The organism is Nocardioides deserti (assembly GCF_014266025.1).
In the GTDB taxonomy this organism is placed as follows: domain Bacteria; phylum Actinomycetota; class Actinomycetes; order Propionibacteriales; family Nocardioidaceae; genus Nocardioides; species Nocardioides deserti.
This window is the reverse complement of sequence record NZ_JACMYC010000001.1, coordinates 636,466-663,374: the sequence shown is the minus strand read 5'-3', so window position 1 is coordinate 663,374 and position 26,909 is coordinate 636,466. Positions and strand designations below refer to the sequence as shown.

The 26,909-nt window shown below is 73.6% G+C and carries 25 protein-coding genes and 1 pseudogene; 16 read left to right on the top strand and 10 right to left on the bottom strand.

Annotated elements, in window-relative coordinates; genetic code table 11:
* The 4 genes from H7344_RS03200 to H7344_RS03185 all read left to right on the top strand — a co-directional run bounded on the left by H7344_RS03200 (position 1) and on the right by H7344_RS03185 (position 4,163).
* Positions 1-939 (top strand): ROK family protein, encoded by a 939-nt coding sequence (locus H7344_RS03200; protein ID WP_222130093.1) that lies wholly within the window; start codon positions 1-3, stop codon positions 937-939.
* Positions 927-1,619 (top strand): N-acetylmannosamine-6-phosphate 2-epimerase, encoded by a 693-nt coding sequence (locus H7344_RS03195; RefSeq protein WP_186344533.1) that lies wholly within the window; start codon positions 927-929, stop codon positions 1,617-1,619. The genes H7344_RS03200 and H7344_RS03195 overlap by 13 nt, the downstream gene beginning before the upstream one ends.
* Positions 1,616-2,776: an N-acetylglucosamine-6-phosphate deacetylase gene (locus H7344_RS03190; RefSeq protein WP_186344532.1), complete on the top strand. Its 1,161-nt coding sequence runs from the start codon at positions 1,616-1,618 to the stop codon at positions 2,774-2,776. The genes H7344_RS03195 and H7344_RS03190 overlap by 4 nt, the downstream gene beginning before the upstream one ends.
* Positions 2,777-2,975: 199 nt before the next feature.
* Positions 2,976-4,163: a zinc-dependent alcohol dehydrogenase gene (locus tag H7344_RS03185; RefSeq protein ID WP_186344531.1), complete on the top strand. Its 1,188-nt coding sequence runs from the start codon at positions 2,976-2,978 to the stop codon at positions 4,161-4,163.
* Between the two features lie 76 nt (positions 4,164-4,239).
* Here the strand turns inward: H7344_RS03185 and H7344_RS03180 are convergent, their stop codons facing one another.
* Together H7344_RS03180 and H7344_RS03175 are read right to left on the bottom strand one after the other, a co-directional pair.
* Positions 4,240-4,419: a hypothetical protein gene (locus H7344_RS03180; RefSeq protein WP_186344530.1), complete on the bottom strand. Its 180-nt coding sequence runs from the start codon at positions 4,417-4,419 to the stop codon at positions 4,240-4,242.
* Between the two features lie 80 nt (positions 4,420-4,499).
* Positions 4,500-5,306: an alpha/beta fold hydrolase gene (locus tag H7344_RS03175; protein ID WP_186344529.1), complete on the bottom strand. Its 807-nt coding sequence runs from the start codon at positions 5,304-5,306 to the stop codon at positions 4,500-4,502.
* A 142-nt stretch (positions 5,307-5,448) separates the two neighbouring features.
* Between H7344_RS03175 and H7344_RS03170 the strand changes: the two genes are divergently transcribed.
* Positions 5,449-5,589: a hypothetical protein gene (locus H7344_RS03170; protein ID WP_186344528.1), complete on the top strand. Its 141-nt coding sequence runs from the start codon at positions 5,449-5,451 to the stop codon at positions 5,587-5,589.
* Between the two features lie 30 nt (positions 5,590-5,619).
* On the opposite strand, the gene H7344_RS03165 is transcribed toward H7344_RS03170, so the two are convergent.
* Both H7344_RS03165 and H7344_RS03160 read right to left on the bottom strand, forming a co-directional pair.
* On the bottom strand, positions 5,620-7,299 hold the full coding sequence (locus tag H7344_RS03165) for an alkaline phosphatase D family protein (protein WP_186344527.1): 1,680 nt from the start codon (positions 7,297-7,299) through the stop codon (positions 5,620-5,622).
* Positions 7,296-8,327, bottom strand: coding sequence for a zinc-dependent alcohol dehydrogenase family protein (locus H7344_RS03160; protein WP_186344526.1), 1,032 nt, complete (start codon positions 8,325-8,327; stop codon positions 7,296-7,298). Before H7344_RS03160 ends, H7344_RS03165 begins: the two co-directional genes overlap by 4 nt.
* 91 nt (positions 8,328-8,418) lie before the next feature.
* Here H7344_RS03160 and H7344_RS03155 point away from each other — a divergent pair, with 91 nt between their 5' ends.
* The 4 genes from H7344_RS03155 (at position 8,419) to H7344_RS03140 (ending at position 12,844) form a co-directional block, all read left to right on the top strand.
* The gene (locus tag H7344_RS03155) at positions 8,419-9,966 is read left to right on the top strand and encodes a UDP-N-acetylglucosamine 1-carboxyvinyltransferase (protein WP_373286504.1); all 1,548 of its coding nucleotides are present in this window, start codon (positions 8,419-8,421) and stop codon (positions 9,964-9,966) included.
* 41 nt (positions 9,967-10,007) lie between these two features.
* A complete protein-coding gene (locus tag H7344_RS03150; RefSeq protein WP_186344524.1) occupies positions 10,008-10,820 on the top strand; it encodes a glycerophosphodiester phosphodiesterase in 813 nt (270 codons plus the stop codon).
* Positions 10,817-12,193, top strand: a complete 1,377-nt coding sequence (locus tag H7344_RS03145) for an MFS transporter (RefSeq protein WP_186344523.1) — start codon at positions 10,817-10,819, stop codon at positions 12,191-12,193. The genes H7344_RS03150 and H7344_RS03145 overlap by 4 nt, the downstream gene beginning before the upstream one ends.
* A gap of 267 nt (positions 12,194-12,460) precedes the next feature.
* Positions 12,461-12,844 carry an RNA polymerase-binding protein RbpA gene (locus H7344_RS03140; protein ID WP_166190949.1) on the top strand — a complete coding sequence of 128 codons (384 nt, stop codon included), beginning with the start codon at positions 12,461-12,463 and terminating at the stop codon, positions 12,842-12,844.
* 38 nt (positions 12,845-12,882) lie between these two features.
* Here H7344_RS03140 and H7344_RS03135 read toward each other — a convergent pair whose 3' ends face one another.
* From H7344_RS03135 to H7344_RS03115, 5 genes are all read right to left on the bottom strand, one after another.
* A complete protein-coding gene (locus H7344_RS03135) occupies positions 12,883-13,407 on the bottom strand; it encodes an FxsA family protein (RefSeq protein ID WP_186344522.1) in 525 nt (174 codons plus the stop codon).
* Positions 13,404-14,132 (bottom strand): polyprenol monophosphomannose synthase, encoded by a 729-nt coding sequence (locus H7344_RS03130; protein WP_186344641.1) that lies wholly within the window; start codon positions 14,130-14,132, stop codon positions 13,404-13,406. The genes H7344_RS03135 and H7344_RS03130 overlap by 4 nt, the downstream gene beginning before the upstream one ends.
* A 23-nt stretch (positions 14,133-14,155) precedes the next feature.
* Positions 14,156-15,718, bottom strand: a complete 1,563-nt coding sequence (gene lnt / locus H7344_RS03125; RefSeq protein WP_186344521.1) for an apolipoprotein N-acyltransferase — start codon at positions 15,716-15,718, stop codon at positions 14,156-14,158.
* 419 nt (positions 15,719-16,137) lie between these two features.
* A complete protein-coding gene (locus H7344_RS03120) occupies positions 16,138-17,838 on the bottom strand; it encodes a long-chain-fatty-acid--CoA ligase (protein WP_186344520.1) in 1,701 nt (566 codons plus the stop codon).
* Positions 17,839-17,878: 40 nt separating this feature from the next.
* Positions 17,879-18,484, bottom strand: coding sequence for a TetR/AcrR family transcriptional regulator (locus H7344_RS03115; RefSeq protein ID WP_186344519.1), 606 nt, complete (start codon positions 18,482-18,484; stop codon positions 17,879-17,881).
* A gap of 111 nt (positions 18,485-18,595) precedes the next feature.
* Between H7344_RS03115 and H7344_RS03110 the strand changes: the two genes are divergently transcribed.
* The 5 genes and pseudogenes from H7344_RS03110 to H7344_RS03090 all read left to right on the top strand — a co-directional run bounded on the left by H7344_RS03110 (position 18,596) and on the right by H7344_RS03090 (position 24,484).
* Positions 18,596-19,342, top strand: coding sequence for an enoyl-CoA hydratase/isomerase family protein (locus H7344_RS03110; RefSeq protein WP_186344518.1), 747 nt, complete (start codon positions 18,596-18,598; stop codon positions 19,340-19,342).
* A complete protein-coding gene (locus H7344_RS03105) occupies positions 19,335-20,798 on the top strand; it encodes an AMP-binding protein (RefSeq protein WP_186344517.1) in 1,464 nt (487 codons plus the stop codon). Before H7344_RS03110 ends, H7344_RS03105 begins: the two co-directional genes overlap by 8 nt.
* Before the next feature lie 197 nt (positions 20,799-20,995).
* A pseudogene (locus H7344_RS03100) lies at positions 20,996-22,413 on the top strand (amidohydrolase).
* Entirely contained in the window at positions 22,410-23,018 is a 609-nt protein-coding gene (locus H7344_RS03095) for a hypothetical protein (RefSeq protein ID WP_186344516.1), read from the top strand. Before H7344_RS03100 ends, H7344_RS03095 begins: the two are co-directional and overlap by 4 nt.
* 59 nt (positions 23,019-23,077) lie before the next feature.
* Positions 23,078-24,484, top strand: a complete 1,407-nt coding sequence (locus tag H7344_RS03090) for a KamA family radical SAM protein (RefSeq protein WP_186344515.1) — start codon at positions 23,078-23,080, stop codon at positions 24,482-24,484.
* Between the two features lie 131 nt (positions 24,485-24,615).
* Here H7344_RS03090 and H7344_RS03085 read toward each other — a convergent pair whose 3' ends face one another.
* Positions 24,616-25,095, bottom strand: coding sequence for an Lrp/AsnC family transcriptional regulator (locus H7344_RS03085; RefSeq protein WP_268238523.1), 480 nt, complete (start codon positions 25,093-25,095; stop codon positions 24,616-24,618).
* Between the two features lie 119 nt (positions 25,096-25,214).
* On the opposite strand from H7344_RS03085, the gene H7344_RS03080 reads away from it, so the two are divergent.
* Complete coding sequence (locus tag H7344_RS03080; RefSeq protein ID WP_186344640.1) at positions 25,215-26,117, top strand: 5'-3' exonuclease; 903 nt, start codon at positions 25,215-25,217, stop codon at positions 26,115-26,117.
* Between the two features lie 49 nt (positions 26,118-26,166).
* Positions 26,167-26,823, top strand: a complete 657-nt coding sequence (locus tag H7344_RS03075) for an SDR family oxidoreductase (protein ID WP_186344514.1) — start codon at positions 26,167-26,169, stop codon at positions 26,821-26,823.
* Positions 26,824-26,909 lie beyond the last annotated feature (86 nt).

Here is a 26,909-nt window from a genome sequence, read left to right as displayed (position 1 = left end):
ATGGGCCTGGAACTGGTCGCCGCGGTCGACGTCGGAGGCACCAAGACCGCGGCCGCGCTCGTCGGGCGGGACGGCGCCCTGGTCGCACGGCTCGAGACCGCGACCCCGGCGTCGCTCGGAAGCACGGCCATCCTCGACACCGTGGCCGGCCTGGTGGGACGCCTGGCCGCCGCCGAGGGTGGCACCGTGGGAGCTGTCGGCGTCGGGACTGCGGGTGTCGTCGATGCGGACGGCGTCGTCGTGGGGGCGACCGACGCGCTCAACGGATGGGTCGGGACCGACGTGCGCGCCGGACTCCAGGCGCGGATGGAGGTGCCGGTGACCGTCGTGAACGACGTGCACGCCCACGGCCTGGGCGAGGCGACGTACGGCGTCGGCCGCGGCCACCGGAGGGTGCTCACCGTGGCGGTCGGCACGGGCATCGGCGGAGCGGTGGTCGACGACGGCGTCCTGGACCGCGGCCGGCACGGTGCGGCCGGCCACGTGGGGCACCTGCCGTGCCCCCAGGCCGAGACCCTCGCCTGCAGTTGCGGTGCCACGGGGCACCTGGAGGCGTTCGCCTCCGGGCCCGCGCTGGCACGCGAGCACGCCCGGCGCACCGGCGGCACCGCCGGAGACCTGCGGGCGGTCGCGGCCGCCGCGGCGGCGGGGGACACCACGGCCGGCGACCTCCTCGCGGACGGCGGACACGCGGTGGGGGAGGCCCTTGCCGGACTGGTGAACGTCCTGGACCCCGACGTCGTGGTGGTCGGCGGCGGGGTCGCGAGCATCGGAGGGACGTGGTGGGCGGCGCTCACGCGCGCCGCGGCGGCCGGCGTCCTCCCGCTGCTGCGGGACGTGCCGGTGCTGCGGTCGGAGATCGGTGCGACCGCGGCCCTGCTCGGCGCCGCGGCGCTGGTGCGGACCAACGCGAAGGAGGTTGCAGCGTGGACGAGGTGATCGAGAGGCTGCGGGGCGGGCTGGTCGTGTCGTGCCAGGCCTACGGTGGCGAGCCGATGAACGACGCCGAGACCATGACCCGGGTCGCGCAGGCTGTGGTGGCCGGAGGTGCCGTCGCCGTGCGTGCGCAGGGGCCCGGCCACCTGCGGCGCATGCGCGCCGAGCTCGACGTGCCGCTCGTCGGACTGTGGAAGGACGGGCACGACGACGTGTTCATCACCCCGACGCTCGAGCACGCCGCCGCCGTGGCCGAGGCCGGCGCGGAGGTGGTGGCCCTCGACGGCACGGACCGGTGCCGGCCGGACGGGTTGGACCTCGCAGAGACGATTCGCCGTCTGCGGGAGCGTCATCCGGTCCTCGTGATGGCCGACGTGTCGACCTTCGAGGAGGGCGTTCTCGCCGCCGAGGCCGGTGCGGACCTGGTCGGCACGACGCTGTCGGGCTACACGGCGTACACCGTCAAGACGCCCGGTCCCGACCTCGACCTCGTCGAGCGCCTCGCGGGCGCACTGAGCGTCCCGATCGTCGCAGAGGGCCGTTACCACACCCCCGACCAGGCGGCCGAGGCCCTGGAGCGTGGCGCCCACTGCGTCGTCGTCGGCACGGCGATCACCCACCCGGCGACGATCACCTCGTGGTTCGCCGCCGCGCTCGAGACCGGCGATCGGCGAGCGACGTGAGCGCCGCGGAGCAGGTGCTGCGGGGGCGTGTCGTCCTACCGGACCGGGTCCTCGAGGACGCCGTCGTGGTCGTCGTGGGGGAGCGCATCGTCGAGGTCGCACCGGCGTCGGCCTGGTCGGGCCCACCACCGGAGGAAGTCGGCACGGTGGCCCCGGGCTACGTCGACCTGCACTGCCACGGGGGCGGCGGCCGGTCGGTCACGACGGGTCGCCCCGACGACGTCGCCGCCGTCGTCTCCCACCACCTGCAGCGGGGGACCACCTCGCTGGTCGCCAGCATGGTGAGTGCGCCGTACGACGTCCTCGCGAGCGCGTCGGCCGCGGTCGCCACGGTGGCCGCGGCGCAGCCGGGGCTCCTGGGCGCCCACCTCGAGGGCCCGTGGCTCGCGCCCGGCCACTGCGGGGCCCACGACCCGGCTGCGCTCGAGCTGCCGGACCCGGTGGCAGCGGCGGAGCTCCTCGTCGCGGCCCGGGGAGCGCTGCGCATGGTGACTTTGGCGCCCGAGCTCGATGGTGCCCGCGAGACAGCTCGGGCGCTCGACCGAGCCGGCGTGCTGGTTGCCGCCGGCCACACCGACGCCGACGCCGCCGGCTTCGCCGCAGCGCTCGCCTGGCCCGAGGTCAGCCTCGTGACGCACCTGTTCAACGGCATGGCACCTTTCCACCACCGCGAACCCGGACCGTCCGGCGCCGCGCTGGCAGCGCTGGCACGCGGACAGGTGCACGCGGAGCTGATCTGTGACGGCGTCCACCTCGCGGACGAGACGGTCCGCCTCGTGTTCGCCGTCGCGCCCGAGCGGGTCGTCCTGGTGAGCGACGCGATGACCGCGGCGGGGATGCCCGAAGGTTCCTACCGCCTCGGGCCGCTCGAGGTCGAGGTCCGCGGAGGCACGGCGTGGACGACGGCCGAGCAGCCGGCACTCGCCGGCAGCACGCTTCACCTCGCCGATGCCGTGGCCCGGGCAGTCACCGAAGCTGGCATCCCGCCGCACCAGGCGGTGCGCGCCGCCAGCGCGACACCGGCGAAGCTCCTGGGGCTCGCGGACCGCGGTCGCATCGTCGCGGGCGCTCGGGCCGACCTCGTTGTGCTCGACGACGACTGGCGGATGCGCCGGGTCATGGCCGGCGGCACCTGGGTGACGCCGGCCGCGGCGTGACCTGGCTCTCCTGCGAGGGACGCGGCAGCGCCGGGCCTTCCGGTCGGCGGTAAGGGACAGCCTGTCAAGCGAGACCTGACATAATGTCAGTTATCGGCGTTACCGGGGAGGTGCGACCAGTGTCCGGGAAGTGCTGCTGGGCACCGGGTGGCCGGGGCAACCGCTCCCAGCACTCCCGAGCACCGAAGGATGGTCGTCCATGAAGGCAGTCACGTGGCAGGGCAAGCACGACATGCAGGTCACCGAGGTTCCCGACCCGCGCATCGAGGAGCCCACCGACGTGATCATCAAGGTCACCTCGACCGGCCTGTGCGGCTCGGACCTGCACCTCTACGAGACGCTCGCGGCGTTCATGGAGCCGGGCGACATCGTGGGTCACGAGCCGATGGGCATCGTCGAGGAGGTCGGGTCGGCCGTCACGGAGCTGGCCGTCGGCGACCGCGTGGTCGTGCCGTTCAACGTCTCGTGCGGCTCGTGCTGGATGTGCGACCGGCACCTCTACAGCCAGTGCGAGACCACGCAGAACCCCGAGCACGGCACCGGCGCGAGCTTCTTCGGCTACTCCAAGCTCTACGGCCAGGTGCCGGGCGGCCAGGCGGAGTACATGCGGGTGCCGTTCGGCAACTTCCTGCCGGTCAAGGTGCCGCACGAGCACGACGACGACCGGTTCCTGTTCCTCTCCGACGTGCTGCCGACCGCCTGGCAGGGCCTGAAGTACGCCGACGTCCCCGACGGCGGCACGCTGCTGGTCATGGGCGCCGGCCCGATCGGCGACATGGCCGCCCGGATGGGTGTGCGCGCCGGTCACCGCGTCATCAGCGTCGACCGGGTCCCCGAGCGGCTCGCCCGCGTCGAGGCGTTCGGCGCCGAGCCGCTGAACTTCGACGAGGCGGCCGAGGCCGGCGGCGTCGCGTCGATCGTCCGCGAGCTGACCGGCGGCCGCGGCGCCGACTCGGTCATCGACGCGGTCGGCATGGAGGCCCACGGGTCGCCGAGCGCCCAGGGCGTCCAGAAGCTCGTCGGGCTGATGCCCGACGCGATCGCCGAGCCGATGCTGAAGAACGCCGGCCTGGACCGGCTGGCCGCGCTGCACACCGCCATCGAGTCCGTCCGCCGCGGCGGCACGGTCTCGATCTCCGGCGTCTACGGCGGCGCGGTCGACCCGATGCCGATGTTCCAGCTCTTCGACAAGCAGGTCCAGCTGCGGATGGGCCAGGCCAACGTGCGCGCCCACACCGACGAGCTGCTCGCGATGCTGGTCGAGGACGACCCGTTCGGCGTCGACGCCTTCGCCACGCACCACCTCCCCCTCGCCGAGGCTCCCCGGGCCTACGAGCACTTCCAGAAGAAGGAGGAGGGCATGGTCAAGGTGGTCTTCCAGCCCTGAGCCTGAGCCGGAGCCCGGGCCGGGGCCGGAGCCCGGGCGGTCCGGGTGCGCCTCCCCGGGCGCGCCCGGACCAGGCTCAGGCGGAGGCCGCCGCGGGCTCCTGCGCGGCCTGCTGCATGGCGAGCTCCGCCTCCTCGCGCTCGCGACGCCGCATGGCGCACTCGAGAGCGGATCGGCGAGCGTTCTGTCGGGCGCGGGCCTGCGACATCGGCAGGGTCCGGGCGCGGCGGGTGAGGATGACGGTCCACGAGGTCACTGGGCAAGGGTCCTCGCTGAGGCGTGTGCTCCACATCACCAATGCTGGGGAAACCCGCCAGTAGCAGGTTTGCCCGCCGCTCAGGCGGTCAGGAACACCCGCAGCGCCGAGACGAACGCCTCCGGCTGCTCGGAGTGCACCCAGTGGCCGGCGCCCTTGATCGTGACGAGCCGGGTGCGCGGGAAGAGCCGGCGCATCGTGTCGTCGTGCTCGGGACGGACGTACGGCGAGCGCTCGCCCGCGAGCCACAGCACCGGGCGGTCGAAGGTCGCGTCCAGCTCCGGGAACCCACCGATGGTCGCCAGCTCGGCGCGCAGCAGCGAGAGGTTCGTCTGCCAGCGGAAGTCCGGGCCGTGCGAGCGGAGGTTCTGCAGCAGGAACCCGCGGACCCGCTCGTCGGGGATGTCCTCGGCGAGGAGGCGGTCGGCGTCCGCACGGCGCACGACGGCGTCCAGGTCGAGCCGCGCGAGGCTGTCCAGCAGGTGCTCGAACTCCCCCGAGCCGCCGCCCGACGCGGTGTCGACCGGCGAGATGTCGACGACGACCAGCCGGTCGACCAGGTCGGGGTGCCGCAGCGCCAGCACCATGGCGATCTTGCCGCCCATCGAGTGGCCGACGACGTTCACCGGCCCGTCGGCGGCGAACCCGCCGCGCAGGTGCTCGGCCACCGCGTCCGCCACGTCGACGTAGTCCACCGAGTCGGTCCACCCGGATCGGCCGTGGTTGGGCAGGTCGACGAGCAGCGAGTGCAGTTCGGGCGTGAGCGCCTTGGCGGCCTGCGTGAAGTTCTTGCCCTGTCCGAAGAGCCCGTGCAGGAAGACCGTCCGCTCGCCGTCGGGCCCGCCGACCTCGGTGTCGTGGATCGCTCGGTCCGGCTCCGTGGTCACGTCCGCAGCCTAGGTGGCCGGCAGCGGCCGAGCCCGACCGGTCGACCGGCGTGACCCATCTGGGTCATCTCCGGTGTGTTGCACTCCACACCGGTCCCCCGCGGCCTACCGTCGCACCGACGACTTTTTGGGGGTCACCGCCATGTGGGACACCGTCCAGACCAACGCCCGACCGATCTCGCACGACCTGCCGTGCGGGCACTGCGGGCACGCCGCGCACACCTACCTCGCCTGCTCCGACACCTGCGACTGCCGGCCGACCCGGGACCTCGTCCGCAGCTGACCGGCCCGACCCGCCTCGTCCGAGCCCGGCTCAGCCGCGGGCCGGCACGTCCACCGCGGCGACCTGCTCGAGGACCGGCCGATCGGCCTCGCCGCGGTCGGCCCCGCGCGACCACGCCAGGTGCAGCCCCTGGTCGCGCAGCTCGAGGACGGCCAGGTTGTTGTCGTACCAGGGCCCACGCGGCAACCGCCACCGCAGCGGGCTGCGGGGCACGCGTCCGCCGAGCAGACGCCCGGTCGGCCGCGCCGTGCCGTACGCCGCCAGCGCGGTCGCCAGCTGCATGGCCCGCGGCAGCGGGTTGCGGATCGGCGAGCACACGGCCTGCACGATCGCGCTGTGCGCGGTGCGACCGCTCGCGGGGTCCGGCTCGGCCAGCGCGACGTAGCTGTGGTGCACGTCGCCGGAGAGGAACGTGACCGTGCCGGGCGGTCTCCCCCGCTCCCCCGCGGCCACCTCGACGACCATCCGCCCGACCTTCTGGAAGCCGTCCTGGAAGGCCGCCCAGTGCTCGAGGTCCGCGGCCTGGCGCGCCCACTCGCCGAACGGCTTGAAGACCCGACCGAGCCGGCCCTGGGTCAGGGCCTCGCCGAACGCCTCGGCGTGGTGCAGCGCCGGCGCGAGCAGGAACGGCAGCGACGTGCCGACCAGCAGGTGGTCGACGTCGCCGCGCATCCGCTCGTCGAGCCAGGCCATCTCGGCGTCGTCGAGCATGCTGCGCCGGTCGGGGGTCAGCACCCGCGCGGCGCGGGAGTCCACGACCACGAGCCGCGCCTGGGTGTCGAAGTCGCGGCAGAAGCTCCAGCGGTAGCTGTCGGGCTGCTGGTCGGCCCGGTCGGCCAGGGCGTCGACCTCGGCGGTGACGTCGAGCTCCTCCGCACCGTCGTAGGACCGGATCCGCTGCCACAGCGCGTCCTCCGCCCGCTCGGCGGGGCTGAGGTTGCCCAGGTGCTGGTGGACCCAGTACGACGACAGGCCACCGACGACGCGGTCGTGCCACCAGTCGGTGGCCTCCATCTGCGCCCGCCAGTCGGCGCTGGTGTTCCAGTCGTCGCGGATGTCGTGGTCGTCGAAGATCATCGCGCTGGGCAGCGTCGAGAGCAGCCAGCGGTTGGCGGGCTCGCTCCACGCGAGCCGGTAGAGGTGGGCGTACTCCTCGTAGTCCTGCAGCTCGTACCAGGGTGCCTGCTGCGGGTCGCGCCGCTGCTCGATGAACGCCTTCATCTCGTCACTGGTGTCGTCCGCGTAGACCTGGTCGCCCAGGAACAGCACCAGGTCGGGCCACTCGTCGTCGGCCACGCCGTCGCCCGTGTCGCCGGCCAGGTGCAGCGCGTAGGCGCGCAGCGCGTCGACGCCGTGCTGCTCGTTGCCCGCCCGGTCGTGGGAGACGCTGACCCGGCACGAGCCGAAGAGCATCCGCAGCGGTCGGCCCGCCTCGAGGGTGCCGATCACCGGCGCCGGGTAGGGGCTGTCCGCCGGCGGCCAGACCTGGCCGCCGTCCAGCTCCACGACGTACGCCGTGCGGGTGCCGGGCGCGAGGCCGCTGACCTCGACGAGCGCGTAGTGGTGGCCGTGGACGGCGAACGTCCGCGCCTCGCCCGTCGCGTCGCCGGCCCGGACCGTCACCCGCGCGGCGCGCTCGGTCTCGACCCAGACGGTCGCGCTGGTCTCGTCGACGAACCGCAGCAGCGGTCCGAGCCGGAGGTCGCTCACGGTTGCAGCAGCACCTTGATCGCGCGGCGCTCGTCCATCGCCCGGTAGCCCTCGGCGACCTCGTCGAGCGGCAGCGTGAGGTCGAAGACGCGCCCCGGGTCGATCGTGCCGGCGAGCACGAGGTCGAGGAGGTCGGGCAGGTAGCGGCGGACGGGCGCCATGCCGCCGGCGAGGCCGACGTTCTTGGAGAACATCCGTCCCACCGGCAGCTCGACGCCGTGCGGGACGCCGACGAAGCCGACGGTGGAGCCGGGCCGCGCGACCGCGAAGGCCGTGCCCACCGCCTGGCCGGTGCCGACGCACTCGAGCACCGCGTCGGCGCCGATGCCGCCGGTGATCTCCTTGATCGCGGCCGCGCCCTCCTTGCCGCGCTCGGCGACGACGTGCGTGGCGCCGAAGTCGCGGGCGATGCGCTGGCGTGGCTCGTGGCGGGACATGACGACGACCTTCTCGGCGCCCATGGTCGACGCGGCCAGCACGCCGCAGAGCCCGACGGCGCCGTCGCCGACCACGACGACGGTGTCGCCGGCCTTCACCCCGGCCGCCACCGCGGCGTGCCAGCCGGTCGGCATCACGTCGGAGAGAGCCATGAGCGACGGCACGAGGGCCGGGTCCGGCACGCCGCCGTCCCCCACCCCGTTGACGCGCACGAGGCTGCCGTCGGCGTGGACCACCCGGGCGTACTCCCCCTGACCGCTGGTGGTCATCCCGAGGTTGACGCACGCCGAGTGCACGCCGGCCAGGCAGTGGGCGCACGTGCCGTCGCAGTGGTCGAACGGCACGACGACGAAGTCTCCGACGCGGAGGTCGCGGACCTCGCTGCCGACCTCCTCGACGACGCCGATGCACTCGTGGCCGATCGTCGCGCCCTCGGTGATCGGGTTCTCCCCGCGGTAGGGCCACAGGTCGGACCCGCAGATGCACGACGAGGTCACCCGCACGATGGCGTCGGTCGGCTCGAGGAGGGTCGGGTCGGGCACCTCCGAGAGGCGGATGTCACCGGGGCCGTGGATCGTCGTCGCGCGCATGCCGCTCATCCTGCACCTCCCCCGGTCGGCGAGCGACGCCGTCGACACGCCGTTCCCGGCGAGATCGGCGTTATCTCACATGTGAGTTACCGTGGATGGCATGACGCAGACGCAGACCCTGGACTACAAGGGCCGGATCGGCAACCTCATCCGCGACGCCCGCAAGCACCGGGGACTCACCCAGCACCAGCTGGCTGACCTGCTCTCGACCAGCCAGAGCGCGATCAACCGGATCGAGAAGGGCCAGCAGAACCTCTCGCTGGAGATGATCGCCCGCATCGGCGCGGCACTCGACTCCGAGATCGTCGCCCTCGGCGCCGGCCCCACGCACCTGCGCGTGACCGGCCCCACCACGCTGTCGGGCCGCATCGACGTGAAGACCTCCAAGAACGCCGGCGTCGCGCTGCTGTGCGCCTCGCTGCTGAACCGCGGCCGCACGACGCTGCGCAAGGTCGCCCGGATCGAGGAGGTCAACCGCCTGCTCGAGGTGCTCGGCAGCCTCGGCGTGCAGACGACCTGGCTCAACGAGGACAACGACCTGGAGATCGTCCCGCCCCGCGAGCTGGAGCTCGGCGCGGTCGACGAGGTCGCCGCGCGGCGTACCCGCTCGATCATCATGTTCCTCGGCCCGCTGCTGCACCGGGCCGAGACCTTCGAGCTGCCGTACGCCGGCGGGTGCGACCTCGGCACCCGCACCGTCGAGCCGCACATGGCCGCGCTGCGCCCCTTCGGCCTCGAGGTGAAGGCGACCGACGGGTCGTACCACGCGCAGGTCGACCGCGCGATCGAGCCGAACCGGCCGATCGTGCTCACCGAGCGCGGCGACACCGTCACCGAGAACGCGCTGATGGCCGCCGCGCTGCACACCGGCACCACCGTCATCCGCAACGCCTCGTCCAACTACATGGTCCAGGACCTCTGCTTCTACCTGCAGAAGCTCGGCGTCCGCGTCGACGGCATCGGCACGACCACGCTGACCGTCACCGGTGTGAGCGAGATCGACGTCGACGTCGACTACGCCCCAAGCGAGGACCCGATCGAGGCGATGTCGCTGCTGGCGGCGGCCATCGTCACCCAGTCGGAGATCACCATCGAGCGGGTGCCGATCGAGTTCCTCGAGATCGAGCTGGCGCTGCTGGAGGAGATGGGCTTCTCCTACGACCGCTCCGAGGAGTACGTCGCCCTCAACGGCCAGACCCGCCTGGTCGACATCACCACGCACCCCTCGGTGCTGCACGCCCCGCTGGACAAGATCCACCCGATGCCGTTCCCCGGCCTCAACATCGACAACCTGCCGTTCTTCGCGGTCATCGCGGCGGTCGCCACCGGTCAGACGCTGCTGCACGACTGGGTCTACGAGAACCGCGCGATCTACCTCACCGACCTCAACAAGCTCGGCGGCCGGGTCAAGCTGCTCGACCCGCACCGGGTGATGATCGAGGGCCCGACGTCGTTCTCCGGCGCCGAGCTCATGTGCCCCCCGGCCCTGCGCCCGGCCGTCGTCATCCTGCTGGCGATGCTCGCCTCCAAGGGCACCTCGGTGCTGCGCAGCACCTACGTCATCCACCGCGGCTACGAGGACCTCGCCGAACGGCTCAACCTCCTGGGCGCCAACATCGAGTCCTTCCGGGACATCTGAGCCGGAGCGCCGCGCTGACCGGGGGCAGCCATACTGCTCCGGTGACCGCACCTCGGACCGGGTTCGCCTTCCTCGACGAGGTGCTGGCGACGCCGGGGGCGGTGCTGGCCTTCGCGCACCGGGGCGGGGCGTACCACCCGGAGATCGAGGGGCTCGAGAACACCCGGGCGGCCTTCGCCCACGCGGTCGGGCTCGGCTACGACTACCTCGAGACCGACGTGCACGTGACCGCCGACGGCGTGCTGCTCGCGTTCCACGACGCGGTGCTCGACCGGGTGACCGACGCCCGCGGGGCGATCGAGCACACGACGTACGCCGAGGTGCGCCGCGCGCTCGTCGGCGGGCGCGAGGAGGTCCCCACCCTGGCGTCGCTGCTCGACGCGTTCCCGGACGCGCGCTTCAACATCGACCTGAAGTCCGACGGTGCCGTCGACGCGCTGGCCGCGTTCGTCGAGGAGCGGGACGCTCACGACCGGGTGCTCGTCGGCTCGTTCGGCCAGCGACGCACCGGCCGGTTCCGTGAGCTGACCGGCGGGCGCGTGCCGACCGCCGCGACCCCGGCCGAGATCCTGGCGTTCCGGCTGCTGCCCAGCGGCCGCCTGGCCGACCGGCTGACCCGTGGGCGGGTCGCGGCGCTGCAGGTGCCGCACCGGCGCGGCCGGTGGCGGGTGACGACGGCCGGCCTGGTCCGGCGCGCGCACGCCGCCGGGAAGCACGTCCACGTGTGGACCATCGACGACCCCGAGGAGATGGCGGTCCTGCTCGACCTCGGCGTCGACGGGCTGATGACCGACCGCACCGACCTGCTCAAGGACGTCCTCGTCCGCCGAGGACAGTGGAGGGAACGCGCATGACCCAGACCCCGAGCGACCAGACACCCGGCCCCGGGCCGATCGCCCACCTCGAGCCGTTGAACCGGGTCCGCGAGCAGCGCGCCTGGTACTGGTACGACTGGGCCAACAGCGCGTTCGCCACGACGGTCGCCGGCGTGCTGTTCGGGCCCTACCTGATCGCGGTCGCCGAGGAGGACGCCGTCGGCGACCGGGTCTCGTTGCTCGGGCTCAGCCTGGCGCCGGGGTCGCTGCCGGCGTACGTCATCACCGCCTCGACCCTCATCGCCGCCGTCCTGCTGCCGCTCCTGGGGGCGGTGGCCGACCGGACCGCCCGCAAGAAGGACCTGCTGGCGGGCTTCGCGTGGGCCGGGGCCGCGGCGGGGGCCGTCCTGTTCTTCGTCACCGAGGACAACTGGCAGCTCGGCGTGGCGGCGTTCCTGGTCGCCAACGTCTGCTTCGGCGCGGCGGCGGTCTTCAACGACGCGATCCTCGTGCAGATCTCCGACGAGCACGAGCGCGACCGGGTCTCCTCCCGCGGGTGGGCGTTCGGGTACGCCGGCGGCGGTCTCCTGCTGGCCGTCAACTTCGTCGTCGTGAGCGCCCACGACACCTTCGGCCTGTCCGAAGGGATGGCGGTGCGGCTGAGCATGCTGTCGGCCGCCGTGTGGTGGGCGGGGTTCACGCTCATCCCCTGGCGGCGGCTGCGCAACCACCCGCCCATGGACGTCGAGCACGTCGAGGGTGGCGTCGTGCAGCGCAGCTTCGGGCAGCTGTGGGTGACGCTGCGCGAGCTGCGCAACTACCCGGTCGCGCTGACGTTCCTGGTGGCCTACCTGTTCTTCAACGACGGCATCCAGACCGTCATCGGGCAGGCCGCGGTCTACGGCGAGAAGGAGCTCGGCTTCGAGACCGGCACCGTCCTCGGCACCTACCTGCTCGTGCAGCTCGTCGCGATCGGCGGCGCGCTGTCCTTCGGCCGGGCCGCGGGGCGGTACGGCGCGAAGAGGGTGATCCTCGTCGGCCTGGTCATCTGGTGCCTGATCGTCACCGCGGCGCTGTTCATCCCCGACGGCGCGCTCGTGCCGTTCCTGCTCCTCGGCGCCGCGATCGGCGTGGTCCTCGGCGGCACCCAGGCGCTCGCCCGGTCGTACTTCTCGTTGTTCGTCCCGCGCGGCAAGGAGGCGGAGTACTTCAGCTTCTACCACGCGATGGAGCGCGGCACCTCCTGGCTCGGCGCGCTCGTCTTCGGCCTCGTCTACCAGTTCACCGACTCCTACCGGCCGGCGATCTTCGCCCTGATCCTGTTCTTCGTCGTCGGCGGGCTCCTGCTGATGCGCGTCGACACCGCCAAGGGTATCCGCGACGCCGGCAACGAGATGCCGGCCGTCGTCTGAGGCGCGCGGTCGGGGTGGTCGTCAGGTTCATCGGGGCCCCGGTGAACCTGACGGATCCCCGATGGAATTTCGTCGGGGAGCCGTGAGGTCCGTCGGGGCCGCGATGAACCTCACGCCCGCCGCCGCCGTGTGGGGCCCCCCGACGCGGGGCACCGGGGTGACGGACGCCGCTCGATTGTCGGAATTCTGGGCGGCTCAGTACCGTTGAGCACTTCGAGTGTCAACGGCCGTATCAGGCATCGAGCATCAGATTTTGGGAGGCGTCTCATGGCAGAGCGCACACTGCGTGGAGCGCGGCTCGGAGGCCAGAGCTTCGAGGACGAGCGTGGCATCGAGTTCGCCGCCCGCCAGCAGGTCGGCTACAGGTGCAAGCAGGGCCACGAGTTCGAGATCACCATGTCGGTCGAGGCCGACATCCCGGCGGTCTGGGAGTGCCCGCGCTGCGGCGCCGAGGCGCTGAGCACCGCCGGCATCCTCCCCGAGGAGAAGGCCGAGAAGCCGGCCCGCACGCACTGGGACATGCTCCTCGAGCGTCGCTCGGAGAAGGAGCTCGAGGACATCCTCAAGGAGCGGCTCGAGCTGCTCCGCGGGGGCGAGATCGGCCCGGCCCACCTGCACCGCGCGAACGCGAAGAAGCGCAAGGCCGGCTGAGCCAGCCGCTCGTCGGCTCCAGTAGTTCCTCGGCAGCCCTACGGCTCGTCGACCACGTCGCCCCGGACCACGTCAGGTCCGGGGCGTCCGTCGTTCCCGGGGCCGGGACGACGCGGACCGGGCGTGCCGAAGCCCGGCATGCCGGGGCCGGGGACGACGAGCCTGCGGGTGACCGCCGAGGTGAGCAGGCCGCGGAACAGCGGGCGGGTCACCGGCAGGATGAGCAGGACGCCGAGGGCGTCGGTGACGAAGCCCGGCGTCAGCAGCAGCGTGCCGCCGATGAGCACCAGCGCGCCGTCGGCGATCTCGCGGGCGGGCAGCCGCCCGGAGGCCAGGGTGGTGCTCAGCGCGGTCCAGGCGCGGGCGCCCTCGCGGCGCACCAACCAGGCGCCGACGGCGCTGTTGAGGACCAGCAGGAGGATCGTCCACCACGCGCCGATGACCTGGCCGACCTGGACCAGGGCGAAGATCTCGAGCAGCGGCACCCCGACGAAGGCGACCAGCAGCACCCACGTCCAGCGCCGGCGCCGCGGCGTACCGGCAGCTCCTGCGCGCGGGCTCATCCGCGCCTCCGCTGCAGGGCGCGGCGCAGCTGGTCGCGTCGCTCGGCGAGCCCCCACTGCGTGATCCGCTTGAGCGACTCGGTGGCGACCGCGCCGCTCATCTTGGAGTCCCCGCGCTCGCGCTCGACGAACTCGATGGGCACCTCCACGACCCGGAGGCCGGCGGCGAGGGTGCGGGCGACGAGGTCGGTCTGGAAGACGTAGCCGGTCGACCGCACGGCGGACAGGTCGATCTTCTCGAGCGTCTCGCGGCGGAACACGCGGTAGCCCGCGGTCGCGTCGCGCACGGAGACACCGAGCAGCAGCCGGACGTAGAGGTTGCCGCCGCGCGAGAGCGCCTCCCGGCGCCGCGGCCAGTTGACCACCGACCCGCCGCGGACCCACCGCGACCCGATGACCAGGTCCGCGTCGGCGAGTGCGTCGAGCAGCAGGTGCAGCTGCTCGGGCTGGTGGGAGCCGTCGGCGTCCATCTCGCCGATGACGTCGTAGCCCTGCTCCAGCGCCCAGGCGAAGCCGTGGAGGTACGCCGCGCCGAGGCCGCCCTTGGCGGTGCGGTGCAGGACGTGCACGTGGTCGTCCTCGGCCGCGAGCCGGTCGGCGATCTCGCCGGTGCCGTCGGGCGAGGAGTCGTCGACGACGAGCACGTCGACGTCGGGCTCCGCGGTGCGCAGGCGCCCGATGATCCACGCGATGTTCTCGGCCTCGTCGTAGGTCGGCACGACCATGACGACCCGGCCCCGGGGCTCCCTCACCGCACGCTCCCCTGCTCCTCGCTCCCCGGCCCCGCCGGAGCGGCGGGCACGGGCGTCTCCCGCCGCCGACGATACGTGAGCACGGACCACAGCAGGCCGAGACCCGTGAGCACGGCGGCGCCCCGGCCGACCCACGGTCCGACCAGCACGCCCGGCGTGGTGCCCGACCACAGGCCGACCTCGGCGAGGAGCACCTCCTGCGTGCGCGGCGCCGCGCTGGTGACGACCTCGCCGTCGGGCGTGATGATGCCCGAGACGCCGTTGGTCGCGGCGACCACGACGGTCCGGCCGGTCTCGATCGCCCGGAGCCGGGTGATGGCGAACTGCTGGTCGATCTGGTCGGTCTCGATGAACGTCGCGTTGCTGGTCTGCACGGCGAGCAGCTCGGCGCCGTTGCGCACCTGGGCGTGGATGCCGTCGTCGTAGGCGACGTCGAAGCAGATCGCGTCGCCCACCGCGGTGCCGGCGATGGTCAGCGGCGTCTCGCGGGTGCCGCTCATCATGTCGCGCGGGATCATCGCTAGCCGGCCGAACTGCCCGGTGAAGAACTCGCGGAACGGGATGTATTCGCCGTAGGGCACCGGGTGCCACTTGGTGTACCGCTCCCCCGGCCCCGTCACCGGGTCCCACACGATGCCCTGGTTGAGCACGTTGGTCTCGCCCGCGTCGACGATCGCGCCCACCAGGACGGGTACGCCGACCGCCTCCACCGCGCGCCGGATCGCCGCGTTGGTCGCGGCGTCGGCGAAGGGGTCGACGGCGGTGGAGTTCTCCGGCCAGACCACGAAGTCCGGGCGGGCCGACCGACCCGCGGCCACGTCGTCGGCGAGCGCGACGGTCGCCTCGACGTGGTTGTCGGTCACGCCGCGGTAGTCGTAGAGGATGTCGTTGCCCGGTCCCGGCACGTCGCCCTGGACGGCCGCGACGGTCACGTCTCCGTCGTCGCCCGGCTCGAAGGGCACCAGCGCCGGCAGCACCGTCACCAGCGCGACCCCGGCGAGGACCGCGCCGGACACGAAGGCCCTCCGTCCTCCGGCGGGCTCTCGCGCCCGCACCAGCGCCAGCACGAGCGCCGCGAGCAGGCAGCCCAGGAGCGCCAGCAGCGCGCTGAGGCCGACCATCCCGACGTACGCCAGGGCCGGCGCGACGGGGGTGTCGGCGGCGGCGAACGCGAGCCGGCCCCACGGCATGCCGCTGAAGGGCCAGCCGCTGCGCCAGACCTCCATCGTGGTCCACGCCGCGGCGAGCCAGAGCGGCCAGGCGGGCAGGCGATGGAGGTACGCCGCGGCGGCGCCGAGCAGGCCGTAGAACACGGACTCGACCCCGGCCAGCGCCAGCCATGCGTCGGTGCCGACGGCGGTCATCCAGTGGATGTGCGGGAAGTAGAACGCGACGCCGAAGACCAGACCCACCACGAACCCGGACCGGGCGCGCAGCCCGCGGGTGGCAAGGGCGAAGCCCGCGACGGCGACGGGCACGACGTACGCCGCGGCGACGGGCTCGAAGGCGAGCGCCAGGAGGAGGCCGGCCACGAGGGCGGCGAGGCACCGCTTCAGCACGAGGACGACCGTATCCGGCCGCACCTGGGGCAGCGGAGCGCCCCCGAACCCCTTCGGGCCATCCCGGCCGCTGCTGGCTGCCGGCGCCGGGAAGTTGTCTAGGGGGGTCGGGGGCTGCTCCACGTCCACCCTCGCGGGGCGGACCGACCTCCGCGAACAGGGCTGGAGCGGCGTTGGGCACCACACCCCCCGGCCCGGTCACTCGGACGTCGGTCCGCGGCCACGATCTGCCTGGGCGGACGGCACACACTCGCCTCCGACGCCGCCCCGTGTCAACGTGCTGCTGACCTGCGCCGACGCGCAAAACGGCAGGTCAGGAACGGTGCCTGCATCGCCCAACCGGGTGAAAAATCTTCGGCCCCACGGCGTGTCGCGCCCGCGACCCGCCGAGGACCGGTCCAGACGACCGGACCCGCTGGCTAGACCGCGGGGCCGGCCTCCTGGCGCTCCCGCACGAGGGCGAGCACCTCGCGGCGCAGCACCTTGCCCATCGGGTTGGTGGGCAGCTCGTCGAGGACGACGTAGCGCCGCGGCACCTTGTACGCCGTGAGCGCGGCACGCGCGTGCGCGTCGAGGGCCGCGGGGTCGGGGGTGCGACCGGGCGCGGCCACGACCGCGGCGACGACCTGCTCGCTGCCCGACCCGTCGGGCACGCCGACGACGGCGGCGTCCGCCACGTCGGCGTGGGTGCGCAGCGCCGCCTCGACCTCGCTGGGGTACACGTTGAAGCCGCCGGTGATGATCAGCTCCTTGACCCGGTCGACGACGGTGAGGAAGCCGTCCTCGCTCATCGTCACCACGTCACCGGTGCGGAACCAGGCGTCGTGGAAGGCGGCATCGGTCTCCTCCGGGCGGCCGCGGTAGCCGGCGAAGACCTGCGGGCCGCGAACGAGCAGCTCGCCGGGCTCGCCCAGCGCGACGTCGCGGTCCGGGTCGTCGCGGTCGGCGACGCGGACCTCGGTGTCCGGGAACGGCACGCCGATCGCGCCTGGCCGCCGCCTGGTCGACATCGGGTTGCCGACGATGACCGGGGAGGTCTCGGTCAGCCCGTAGCCCTCCACCAGCAGACCGCCGGTCGTCGCCTCCCAGCGCTCGACCAGCTCGGCGGGGAGCGGCATCGCGCCGGACAGGCCGTAGCGGATGCCCTGCAGCGAGACGCCCCGCCGCTGCGCCTCCTCGGCGATCTTCCGGTAGAGCGGCGGCACGGCCGGGACGAATGTCGGCACGCGGCGGCCGACGGCGTCGAGCACCAGGTCGACGTCGGGCTTGGGCAGCAGCACCAGCCGGGCGCCCAGCATGACGCCGAGCAGGACCGACACGGTGACGCCGTAGGCGTGGAACAGCGGCAGGGCGACCAGGAAGGTCTCCTCGCCCTCGCGCAGCCCGGAGACCCAGGCGCGGCCCTGCACGCAGTTGGCGACCAGGTTACGGTGGCGCAGCTCGGCGCCCTTGGGGATGCCGGTGGTCCCCGAGGTGTAGAGCACGAGGGCGACGTCGTCGGCGGTCGGCCGCGGGTGGTCGCCGGCGACCGGCGGCGCGGTGACCAGGTCGGCCCACGGCACGGCGCCCGGCGCCGGGGCGGTCAGCTCGGCGCGAGCCCGGCGCGCCTTGGCGACGGGCAGCCGCAGGGCGAGCCGCTTCCCCAGCGGCAGCGCGGCGGTGAGGTCGACCGCGACGACGTGCTCGAGCGCGGACCCCTCCCGCAGCGCGTCGACCACCGGCACGACCTTGTCCCACACGACGGCGACCCGGGCGCCGTGGTCGGCGAACGGCGCGCGCAGCTCCTCGCTCGTGTAGAGCGGGTTGTGCTCGACCACGACCGCGCCGAGGCGGACGACGGCGTGGAAGGCGACGACGTGCTGCGGGCAGTTCGGCATGAGCAGCGCGACCGGGTCCCCCGGTCCGACACCGAGCCGGCGCAGGCCCTCCGCGACCCGCTCGACCTGGTCGGCCAGCTCGGCGTACGTCGTCGTCCGGCCCAGGAAGTCCAGCGCCACCCGCTCCGCGTGCCGTTCGACGGTCAGCTCGAGCTGGTCGACCAGCGAGCGGTCCGGGTAGTCCAGGTGGAGCGGCACCCCGGGTGCGTACGAGCCTGCCCACAGCGGAGCGTCGGTGCTCAACGGAGATCCTCCTGGAGGTCGGGTGCCGGGCCCGGTAACGCTACGCCGGGGCGTCGCTCCCGTTGCCCGCAGGTGCCGTCGGTACGCCGAGCAGCTGGCGCGCGAGCGCGGCGTAGGTGTCGGCCAGCTCGGCCAGCGGCATCGGGCCGGTGGCGTCGTACCACCGCGCGACGCCGCTGCACATCTCCAGCAACGCCCGGCGGGCGACGGCCGGCGAGCCGACCGTGAAGGCGCCCCCGGCCGTCCCGGCGTCGATCGCGTCCTGCCAGACCCGCTCGTAGCGGTCGCGCAGCGCGACCACCTCGGCCCGCGCCTCCCCCGTCAGCGCGGCGAGCTCGCCGTCGACGACCCGGGTCTCCCGGGGCTGCTCGGCGTGGCTGACCACGTGCGCACGGACCAGCGCCTCGACGCGGGACGTCGGGTCCGCGTGCTCGGCGGCAGCCGCCTCGGCGTCGGCGACCAGGCGTCCGAGGCACTCACGCATGATCGCGGCGAGCAGGTCGGTCTTGGTCCCCATGTAGTGGTAGAGCGAGGCCGACGAGAGCCCGGCGCGCTCGGCGAGCTGGCGGATGCCGACGCCGTGGAAGCCGCGCTCCGCGAAGAGGTCGAGCGCCGCCTCGCGCACCCGGTCGGCCGCTCCCGCCACGCCGGTCCCCTTCCGCTGCTTGTGCCGGCCGCCGGTCGCGGCCTACCGTCAGGATGCCCGATCGATCGATCGATCGGAAGTGCGGGCGTCGACAGATGAGGGAGGCGGACGGTGGTCGTCCACTACGAGCGCGACGGGGCGGTCGCCCGGATCGTCCTGGACCGGCCGGAGCGGCTCAACGCCGTCACCGCCGAGCTGACCGACGGGCTGGTCGCCGCGCTGCGGCGCGCGCTCGCCGAGGAGGTGCGGGCGGTCGTGCTGAGCGGCAACGGGCGGGCGTTCTGCGCCGGCCACGACCTCAAGGAGGAGCCGCCGGTCGAGACCGTGCTGCAGACGCGCGCCCGGCTCGAGGCGATCCAGGACGTGACCCGCCTGGTCCGCGAGCTGCCCGCGCCGGTGGTCGCCGCGGTGCACGGCTACGCGCTCGGCGCCGGCTGCGAGTTCGCGCTGGCCTGCGACGTCGTCGTCGCGACCGAGGACGCCGCCTTCGGCTTCCCCGAGGTCGGCGTCGGGCTGTCGGTGACCGGCGGGATCTCGCGACTGCTCCCCCACCTCGTCGGCTGGGCCCGCGCCAAGGAGCTGCTGCTGCTCGGCGAGCGCATCTCGGGCGCGGAGGCGGCGCGGATCGGCATGGTCGCCCGGGCGGTGCCGCCCGGCGAGCACGAGACGGTCGCGCTCGACCTCGCCCGTCAGTTGGCCGACCGGCCGCCGCTGGCGGTCAGCCTGGCCAAGCAGGTGCTGGACCAGGGCCTCGACGCGACCTTCGGCGAGGCGCTGGCCCGCGAGGTCGACCACGCCGTCCTCACGTCGCTGTCGGGCGAGGGCGAGGCTCCGCGCACGGAGTTCGTCCGTGGCTGAGCGGGTTCCCGACCAGCTGCCCGCCGACCTGGTCGCAGCGGTCGAGACCGCGGCCGCCACCTGGCCGGACCGGCCGGCGTGGACGTTCGAGGCCGCCGACGGGAGCACCACCCGACTCACCTTCGCCGAGGTGGCCGAGCGGACGGCGGCGTACGCCGCGGGGTTGCGGGCGCTGGGCGTCGCTGCCGGCGACCACGTCGCGGTGATGGTCGGCAACGAGCCGGGCTTCCCGCTGACCTGGCTGGCACTGGCGCGGCTCGGCGCGGCGATCGTGCCGCTGAACGTCCGCTACCGCTCCGCCGACGCCCAGCACCTCGTCGACGACGCCGACGTGCGGCTGGCGGTCACCACCGACGAGCATCGAGCCGTGCTCGACGGGCTCGCGCGCCCGCCGCACGTGGTGCTGCTCGCCGAGCTGGACGCGGAGCCCGCCGACGCGTCGGCGTACGACCAGGGTCCGGTGGACCCCGAGGCGGTCGTCAACGTGCAGTACACCTCCGGCACGACCGGCAGGCCGAAGGGCTGCCTGCTCACCCACGAGTACTGGACGACGCTCGGCGGCTCGATGCTCCGGGAGTTCCCGCACCTGACGAGTGACGACGTCATGCTCACCGCGCAGCCGTTCCACTACGTCGACCCGCAGTGGAACGTCGTGGCGGCGCTGCTCTCGGGTGCGCACCTGGTCGTGCTCGACGGCTTCCACCCCTCGACGTTCTGGGAGCGCGTGCGCGCGCACGGCGTGACGTACTTCTACTGCCTGGCCTCGATGCCGGTGCTGCTGCACAAGATGCCGCCGGACCCCGCCGACCGCGACCACCGCGTCCGCGCCGTGCAGTGCTCGGCGATCCCGCCGGCGCTGCACGCGGCGCTGGAGGAGCGGTGGGGCGTGGGGTGGTACGAGGCGTTCGGCATGACCGAGACCGGCGCCGACATCCGCGTCACCGCCGAGGACCACGACGTCCTGGTCGGCACCGGCAGCCTCGGGCGACCCGCCGGCCACCGGGAGGCGCGGGTCGTCGACGGCGAGCTGTGGCTGCGCGGGCCGGGGATGATGACCGGCTACCTCGGCCACCCCGACCCGTTCCGCGAAGGCTGGTTCCCGACCGGCGACCTCGCCCGGATCGACGAGCACGGCCGGGTCTTCCTCCAGGGCCGGCTCAAGGACATGATCCGGCGCAGCGGGGAGAACGTCGCCGCGCACGAGGTCGAGGAGGTGCTGATGGCCCATCCCGAGGTGCGGCTCGCGGCCGTCGTCGGCGTGCCCGACGAGGTGCGCGGCGAGGAGGTCATGGCGTACGTCGTCGCGCCGGGCCTACCCGAGGCGGACGTCCCAGCGGTGCTCGGCTCGTGGTGCTCCGAGCGGCTCGCGGCGTTCAAGGTGCCCTCGCGGTGGGCGGTGCGCGACGAACTGCCGCTGACGGCCTCGCACCGGGTGGCGAAGGCGCAGCTCACGTGAGCGGCACGCTGCAGGCCGACCTGCTGCTGACCAACGCCCGCGTGCGGACGCTCGGCGGACCCGACCACTCCGCGGTGGCCTCGTCGGTCGCGGTGCTCGGTGGCCGCGTCGTGGCGCTCGAGGACGTGGCCGCGCGCCGGGTCGTCGACCTCGACGGCGCCGTCGTGGTGCCGGGCTTCCACGACGCGCACAACCACATGGCCTGGCACGGGCTGGCGCTCGCGGAGGTGGACCTCCGGTGGCGTCGCTCGACCACCTCTACGAGGCGGTGGCCGCCCGCGCCGCGACGCTCGGGCCCGACGCGTGGGTCGTCGGGTCGGGCTACGACGAGAACAAGATCGGCGCGCACCCCGACCGGGACGCGCTCGACCGAGCGGCCGGTGGCCGGCGGGTCTGGCTGAAGCACACCTCGGGCCACATGTGCGTGGTCTCTTCCGCGGTCCTGGCCGACCTGGGCCTGGCCGACGCTCCCGTCGACGTGCCGGGCGGGCTGGTCGTCACCGACGCCGCCGGCCGCCCGACCGGGCTGCTGCAGGAGCAGGCGCAGTCGCTGCTCTCCCGGCTGGTCCTCCCCTACCCCGTCGCGACCCTCGTCGACGCCATCGAGCGGGCCGGCCGCGCCTACCTCGCCGAGGGCATCACCAGCGTCGTCGAGGCCGGCGTCGGCGGCGGCTGGATCGGCAAGAGCCCGGTCGAGGTCGCGGCCTACCAGGCCGCGCGCGACGCCGACCGGCTGCCGGTCCGCGTGGAGCTGATGGTCGCCGCGGACGTCCTGCACCCGGTGCCCGCCCACGAGGCGGACGGGATGCCGCTCGGGCTCGACCTCGGCATCAGGACCGGCCTCGGCGACGACCGGCTTCGGCTCGGCCCGGTCAAGGTCTTCTCGGACGGGTCGCTGATCGGCCACACGTGCGCGCTGACCGAGGACTTCGCGGACACGCCCGGCTCGCGCGGCTACCTGCAGGACGACGCCGACGCGCTGCGCACCCGCATCCTCGACGCCCACCGGTCCGGGTGGCGGGTGGCCGCCCACGCGATCGGCGACGCCGCGATCGACCTCGTCCTCGACGCGTACGACGAGGCGCAGCGCCGCTGGCCGCGCCCGGACGTGCGCCACCGGGTCGAGCACTTCGGAGTCGCCCGGCCCGACCAGGTCACGCGCGCCGCCGCGCTCGGCGTCGTGCCCGTGCCGCAGGGGCGGTTCGTCGGCGAGATCGGCGACGGGATGCTGCGCGCGCTCGGGCCGGAGCGGGCCGGCTGGGCCTACCGCGGCCGGTCGCTGCTCGACGCGGGGATCGTGGTCCCCGGCAGCTCGGACCGACCGGTGGTCGACGGCCGCCCGCTGCTCGGCATCCACGACCTGGTCAACCGCACCACCGACGGCGGGCAGCCGCTGGGCCGCGAGGAGGCGATGACGGGGCTGGAGGCGCTGACGGCGTACACGCTGGGGTCGGCGTACGCCTCCCACCAGGAGCACGAGCGCGGCCAGGTGCTGCCCGGGCGGCTGGCGGACCTGGCGGTGCTCTCCGACGACCCGGCGACCGTCGACCCGTCGCGGATCCGCGACATCGAGGTGCTGCGCACGGTGCTCGGCGGACGGCTGGTGCACGGATGAGCGCGCCGGAGGGGCGGCTGGTCGAGGCCGGCTCGCTGTCGACGGGCGACCTCGCGGCGGTGCGGGCGATCTACGAGGGTGCCTTCCCGGACGAGCTGCAGGCGCCGTTCGAGGACCTCCTGGTCGACCGGCTGCTGGTGTACGTCGACGCGGACGGCCCGGCCGGCCTCGCGCTGGTGCGGGACCTCGGTCCGACGTCGTGGACGTTCCTGCGCTACTACGCCGTCGGCCGGCGGGGTCGTGGCACCGGCTCGGCGATGTGGGCCGACCTGGCCGCGCTGCTGGCCGCGGAGGGGCGCACCCGGTTGGTGTGGGACGTCGAGGACCCCGACGAGCCGGGCCTCTCCCCCGCACTCGTCGAGGAGCACCGCCGGCGCATCGTCTTCTACGAGCGGCTCGGCGGCCGGTTGCTGCCGGTGCGCGAGTACGAGCCTCCGCACGACGACGGGCACGCGCCCCGGCTGCTGCTCATGGACACACCGCTCGGTGCCGGTGACGACGCGCCGCTTCGGGACGTGGTCGAGGCGGTGTTCCGGTGGCGGTACGGACGGGACGCGTCCGACCCGGTCGTCCGCCGGACGTTGGAGGCCAGCCGACTGGCGTGAGCAGAAGATCCTGCGGCATGTGCGTGGATATGGCGCAGATCATCCGTTAGCGTGGTCACATGAGCATCGAGACGTCGATCGGCCTGGAGACCGGGCAGCCCTACCCCTACCGCCGGGTCGAGCTGGTCGAGCCCGACTGGACCCGCTTCCCCGGCTGGCGCGACGTGACCCGCGCCGAGTGGGAGTCGGTCCAGTGGCAGCGCGCCCACTGCGTCAAGAACGTCAAGCAGCTGCGCGACCTGATGGGCGACCTGATCGACGAGCGGTTCTACGCCGACCTCGAGCGCGACCAGCGCGAGCGCGCCACGATGTCGATGCTCGTGCCGCCGCAGATGGTGAACACGATGGTCCCCCACGCCGTGCCCGCCGGCCCCGGCTCCTTCACGGAGGCGTTCTACGGCGACCCGCTGCGGCACTACATGATCCCGGTCTTCTCCGACCGCCGCACCGACTGGCCCTCGCACCCCTACGCGAGCCGCGACTCGCTGCACGAGCACGACATGTGGGTCGCCGAGGGGCTGACCCACCGCTACCCGACCAAGGTGCTCGCCGAGCTGCTGCCGACGTGCCCGCAGTACTGCGGCCACTGCACCCGGATGGACCTCGTCGGCAACTCCACCCCGGCGGTGGACAAGCTGAAGTTCCTCGCCAAGCCGAACGACCGGCTCGAGGCGATGCTCGACTACCTGCGCCGCACCCCCGCCGTGCGGGACGTCGTCGTCTCCGGGGGCGACGTCGCGAACATGCCGTGGCCGAGGCTCGAGGCGTTCGTGACCGCCCTGCTCGAGGTCGAGAACATCCGGGACATCCGGCTCGCCACCAAGGCGCTGGTCGGGCTGCCGCAGCACTGGCTGCAGGACGACGTGCGCGCCGGCATGGAGCGTGTCGCCGGGCTCGCCCGTGCGCGCGGCGTCTCGCTGGCGATCCACACCCACGCCAACCACGCGCACTCGGTCACCCCGCTGGTCGCCGACGCGGCGCGGGCGATGCTCGAGGCCGGCGTACGCGACGTGCGCAACCAGGGCGTGCTCCTCGACGGCGTCAACGCCGACCCGCACGCGCTGCTCGACCTGTGCTTCGCGCTCCTCGACGGTGCGGGCGTCATGCCCTACTACTTCTACATGTGCGACATGATCCCCGCCGCCGAGCACTGGCGGGTCTCGCTCGCCGACGCCCAGCGGCTGCAGACCGCGATCATGGGCTACCTGCCCGGCTTCGCGACCCCGCGGATCGTCTGCGACGTCCCGTTCGTCGGCAAGCGGTGGGTGCACCAGGTGACGACGTACGACACCGAGCGCGGCGTGTCCGGCTGGACCAAGAACTACCGGACCTCGATCGAGGCCACCGACGCCGAGGCCCTCACCCGCACCTACGAGTACTACGACCCGATCCACACCCTCCCCGAGTCCGGCCAGGACTGGTGGCGTCGCCGCGCCGGCCTCGACGCCCAGCTCGCCCTCACCTGACCGCCCCGGCTGGTCTGGGGCGCCGTCGTCGAACGGGCAGAACGTTGATCGCAGCGACGTTTCCGCAGGTCGGCATCGGCCGTACGTCACTTCTGCCCGTCCGTCGACGGAGCCGGCTGACCGCGCCGCGCTCAGTCGGCAGCGTTCGCGGGCTCGGCGGCGCTGACGGGCCGGTTCTCGTAGAAGGTGTTGAGGACGATGGTGGTCCGGGTGTTGACGTTCGCGGCGGAGCGGATCCGGGCGAGCAGGCCCTCGAGCGCGGACGGGGTCTCGGTTCGGACCTTGAGGATGTAGGACTCCTCCCCCGCGACCGACCAGCACGACTCGATCTCGGTGATGGCGCTCAGCCGCTCCGGGGAGTCGTCGGGCTGGGAGGGGTCGATCGGGCGGATCGAGATGAAGGCGGTCAGCGGCAGGCCGACCTGCTCGTGGTCGATCGTCGCGCCGTACCCCAGGATCAGCCCGCGCTGCTCGAGCCGCTTGACCCGCTGGTGGACCGCGGAGGTCGAGAGGCCGGTCGCCTTGCCGAGGTCGGTGAACGACATCCGCCCGTCGGTCGCGAGCAGCTCGAGGATGTGTCGGTCGGTTGCCTCGACGTCGCCGGTGCTCACGTCGGCCACCCTAGCCAGCGGCGAGGCCGGCCGGCCGGGCACCTGCCGGATCGGCGGGCGTCGCCGTCCGCGAGAGTTCTGACAGGATGCGGCGCGTGACCTCCGAGCCCGGCCGCCTGATGCTCCTCGACACCGCCTCGATGTACTTCCGGGCCTTCTTCGGCGTGCCGGAGATCAAGGCGCCCGACGGGACGCCGGTGAACGCGGTGCGCGGGCTGCTGGACTTCATCAGCCGGCTGGTCGACGAGTACCGCCCCACCGACCTGGTCTGCTGCTGGGACAACGACTGGCGGCCGCAGTGGCGCGTCGACCTGCTGCCGACGTACAAGGCGCACCGCGTCGTCGAGGTGGTCGCGGGCTCCCCGGACGTCGAGGAGGTGCCGGACCCGCTGGAGGTGCAGGTCCCGATCATCCGCGACGTGCTGGACGCGTTCGGGATCCGCGTGCTGGGCGCCGACGGCTACGAGGCCGACGACGTCATCGGCACCCTCGCCACCGGTGCCGGCCAGCCGGTGGATGTGGTCACCGGCGACCGGGACCTGTTCCAGCTCGTCGACGACGAGCTTGACGTCCGCGTCCTCTACATCGCCCGTGGCGTCGGGCGGCACGAGCGCGTGACCAACGACTGGGTGCGGGAGAAGTACGGCATCGACGCCTGCCAGTACGCCGACTTCGCCACCCTCCGCGGGGACGCCTCCGACGGGCTGCCCGGCGTGGCCGGGGTGGGCGACAAGACCGCGGCCAGCCTGCTCGGCCGGCACGGCGACATGGCCGGCATCCGTGCGGCGGCGCTCGACCCGGAGTCGGGCATGGGGCCGGGCCCGCGGGCGAAGCTGAAGGCCGCCGCGGACTACCTCGAGGTCGCGCCCCGCGTCGTCGCCGTCGCCCGCGACATCGACCTCGACCGGTCGGGCACCGCGCTGCCCCGCACCCCGCGCGACCCCGAGCGGCTCGCGGCCCTGGCCGAGCAGTGGGCGCTGACCAGCCCGGTCGAGCGGCTCACCGCCGTCCTCTCCGGCTGACCCACCGGACGCCGAGGGCCCTCACCGACCCGTCCGTACGGTGGGGAGCATGAGCCAGATCGCGATCGTCGGGGGCCACGGCAAGGTGGCCCAGCACCTCATCACCACCCTCGCGGCCCGGGGTCACACCCCGGTCGCGCTCGTCCGCAAGGAGGAGTACCGCGACGAGCTCGAGGGGAAGGGCGCCGTCGTGCGGATGCTCGACATCGAGGCGCAGGACGGCGCGGCGTACGCCGAGGCGTTCGAGGGCTGCGACGCCGTCGTGTTCGCCGCCGGTGGCGGCGCCGACGGCAACATCGAGCGCAAGCGCACCGTCGACCTCGAGGGCTCGCTGAAGTCGATCGAGGGGGCCGAGCAGGCCGGCATCGCGCGCTTCCTCCAGGTCTCCGCCATCGGCGTCGACGCCCCGCTGCCCGACGACACCGAGGACGTCTGGAAGGCCTACGTCGAGGCGAAGCGTGACGCCGACGCCGCCCTGCGGGACAGCGGGCTGGCCTGGACGATCATCCGTCCCGGCGCCCTCACCGACGACCCCGGCACCGGCCTCGTCACCCTCGGCGAGTCCGTCGAGCGGGGCGAGGTCACCCGCTCCGACGTCGCCGCCGTCCTCGCGGTGTGCCTCGACGAGGACGCCTCGATCGGCAAGCAGTGGGAGCTCGTCGGCGGCGACACCCCCGTCGCCGACGCCGTCACCTCCGCCGGCTGAGGATCGTCCGTCGACGCCCCAGCGACTGGTGTGCTGCGTCCGTCCCCGACCCGGGCACACACGATCGTTCAATTGCGCGGTTGTAG

What these genes read in the sequence shown, in the direction of transcription:
- H7344_RS03140 (WP_166190949.1), top strand. Translation starts at nt 12,461, where the DNA reads ATGGCAGAGCGCACACTGCGTGGAGCGCGGCTCGGAGGCCAGAGCTTC.
- H7344_RS03130 (WP_186344641.1), bottom strand. Translation starts at nt 14,132, where the DNA reads ATGGTCGTGCCGACCTACGACGAGGCCGAGAACATCGCGTGGATCATC.
- H7344_RS03075 (WP_186344514.1), top strand. Translation starts at nt 26,167, where the DNA reads ATGAGCCAGATCGCGATCGTCGGGGGCCACGGCAAGGTGGCCCAGCAC.
- H7344_RS03095 (WP_186344516.1), top strand. Translation starts at nt 22,410, where the DNA reads ATGAGCGCGCCGGAGGGGCGGCTGGTCGAGGCCGGCTCGCTGTCGACG.
- H7344_RS03185 (WP_186344531.1), top strand. Translation starts at nt 2,976, where the DNA reads ATGAAGGCAGTCACGTGGCAGGGCAAGCACGACATGCAGGTCACCGAG.
- H7344_RS03145 (WP_186344523.1), top strand. Translation starts at nt 10,817, where the DNA reads ATGACCCAGACCCCGAGCGACCAGACACCCGGCCCCGGGCCGATCGCC.
- H7344_RS03170 (WP_186344528.1), top strand. Translation starts at nt 5,449, where the DNA reads ATGTGGGACACCGTCCAGACCAACGCCCGACCGATCTCGCACGACCTG.
- H7344_RS03160 (WP_186344526.1), bottom strand. Translation starts at nt 8,327, where the DNA reads ATGCGCGCGACGACGATCCACGGCCCCGGTGACATCCGCCTCTCGGAG.
- H7344_RS03135 (WP_186344522.1), bottom strand. Translation starts at nt 13,407, where the DNA reads ATGAGCCCGCGCGCAGGAGCTGCCGGTACGCCGCGGCGCCGGCGCTGG.
- H7344_RS03090 (WP_186344515.1), top strand. Translation starts at nt 23,078, where the DNA reads ATGAGCATCGAGACGTCGATCGGCCTGGAGACCGGGCAGCCCTACCCC.
- H7344_RS03200 (WP_222130093.1), top strand. Translation starts at nt 1, where the DNA reads ATGGGCCTGGAACTGGTCGCCGCGGTCGACGTCGGAGGCACCAAGACC.
- H7344_RS03080 (WP_186344640.1), top strand. Translation starts at nt 25,215, where the DNA reads ATGCTCCTCGACACCGCCTCGATGTACTTCCGGGCCTTCTTCGGCGTG.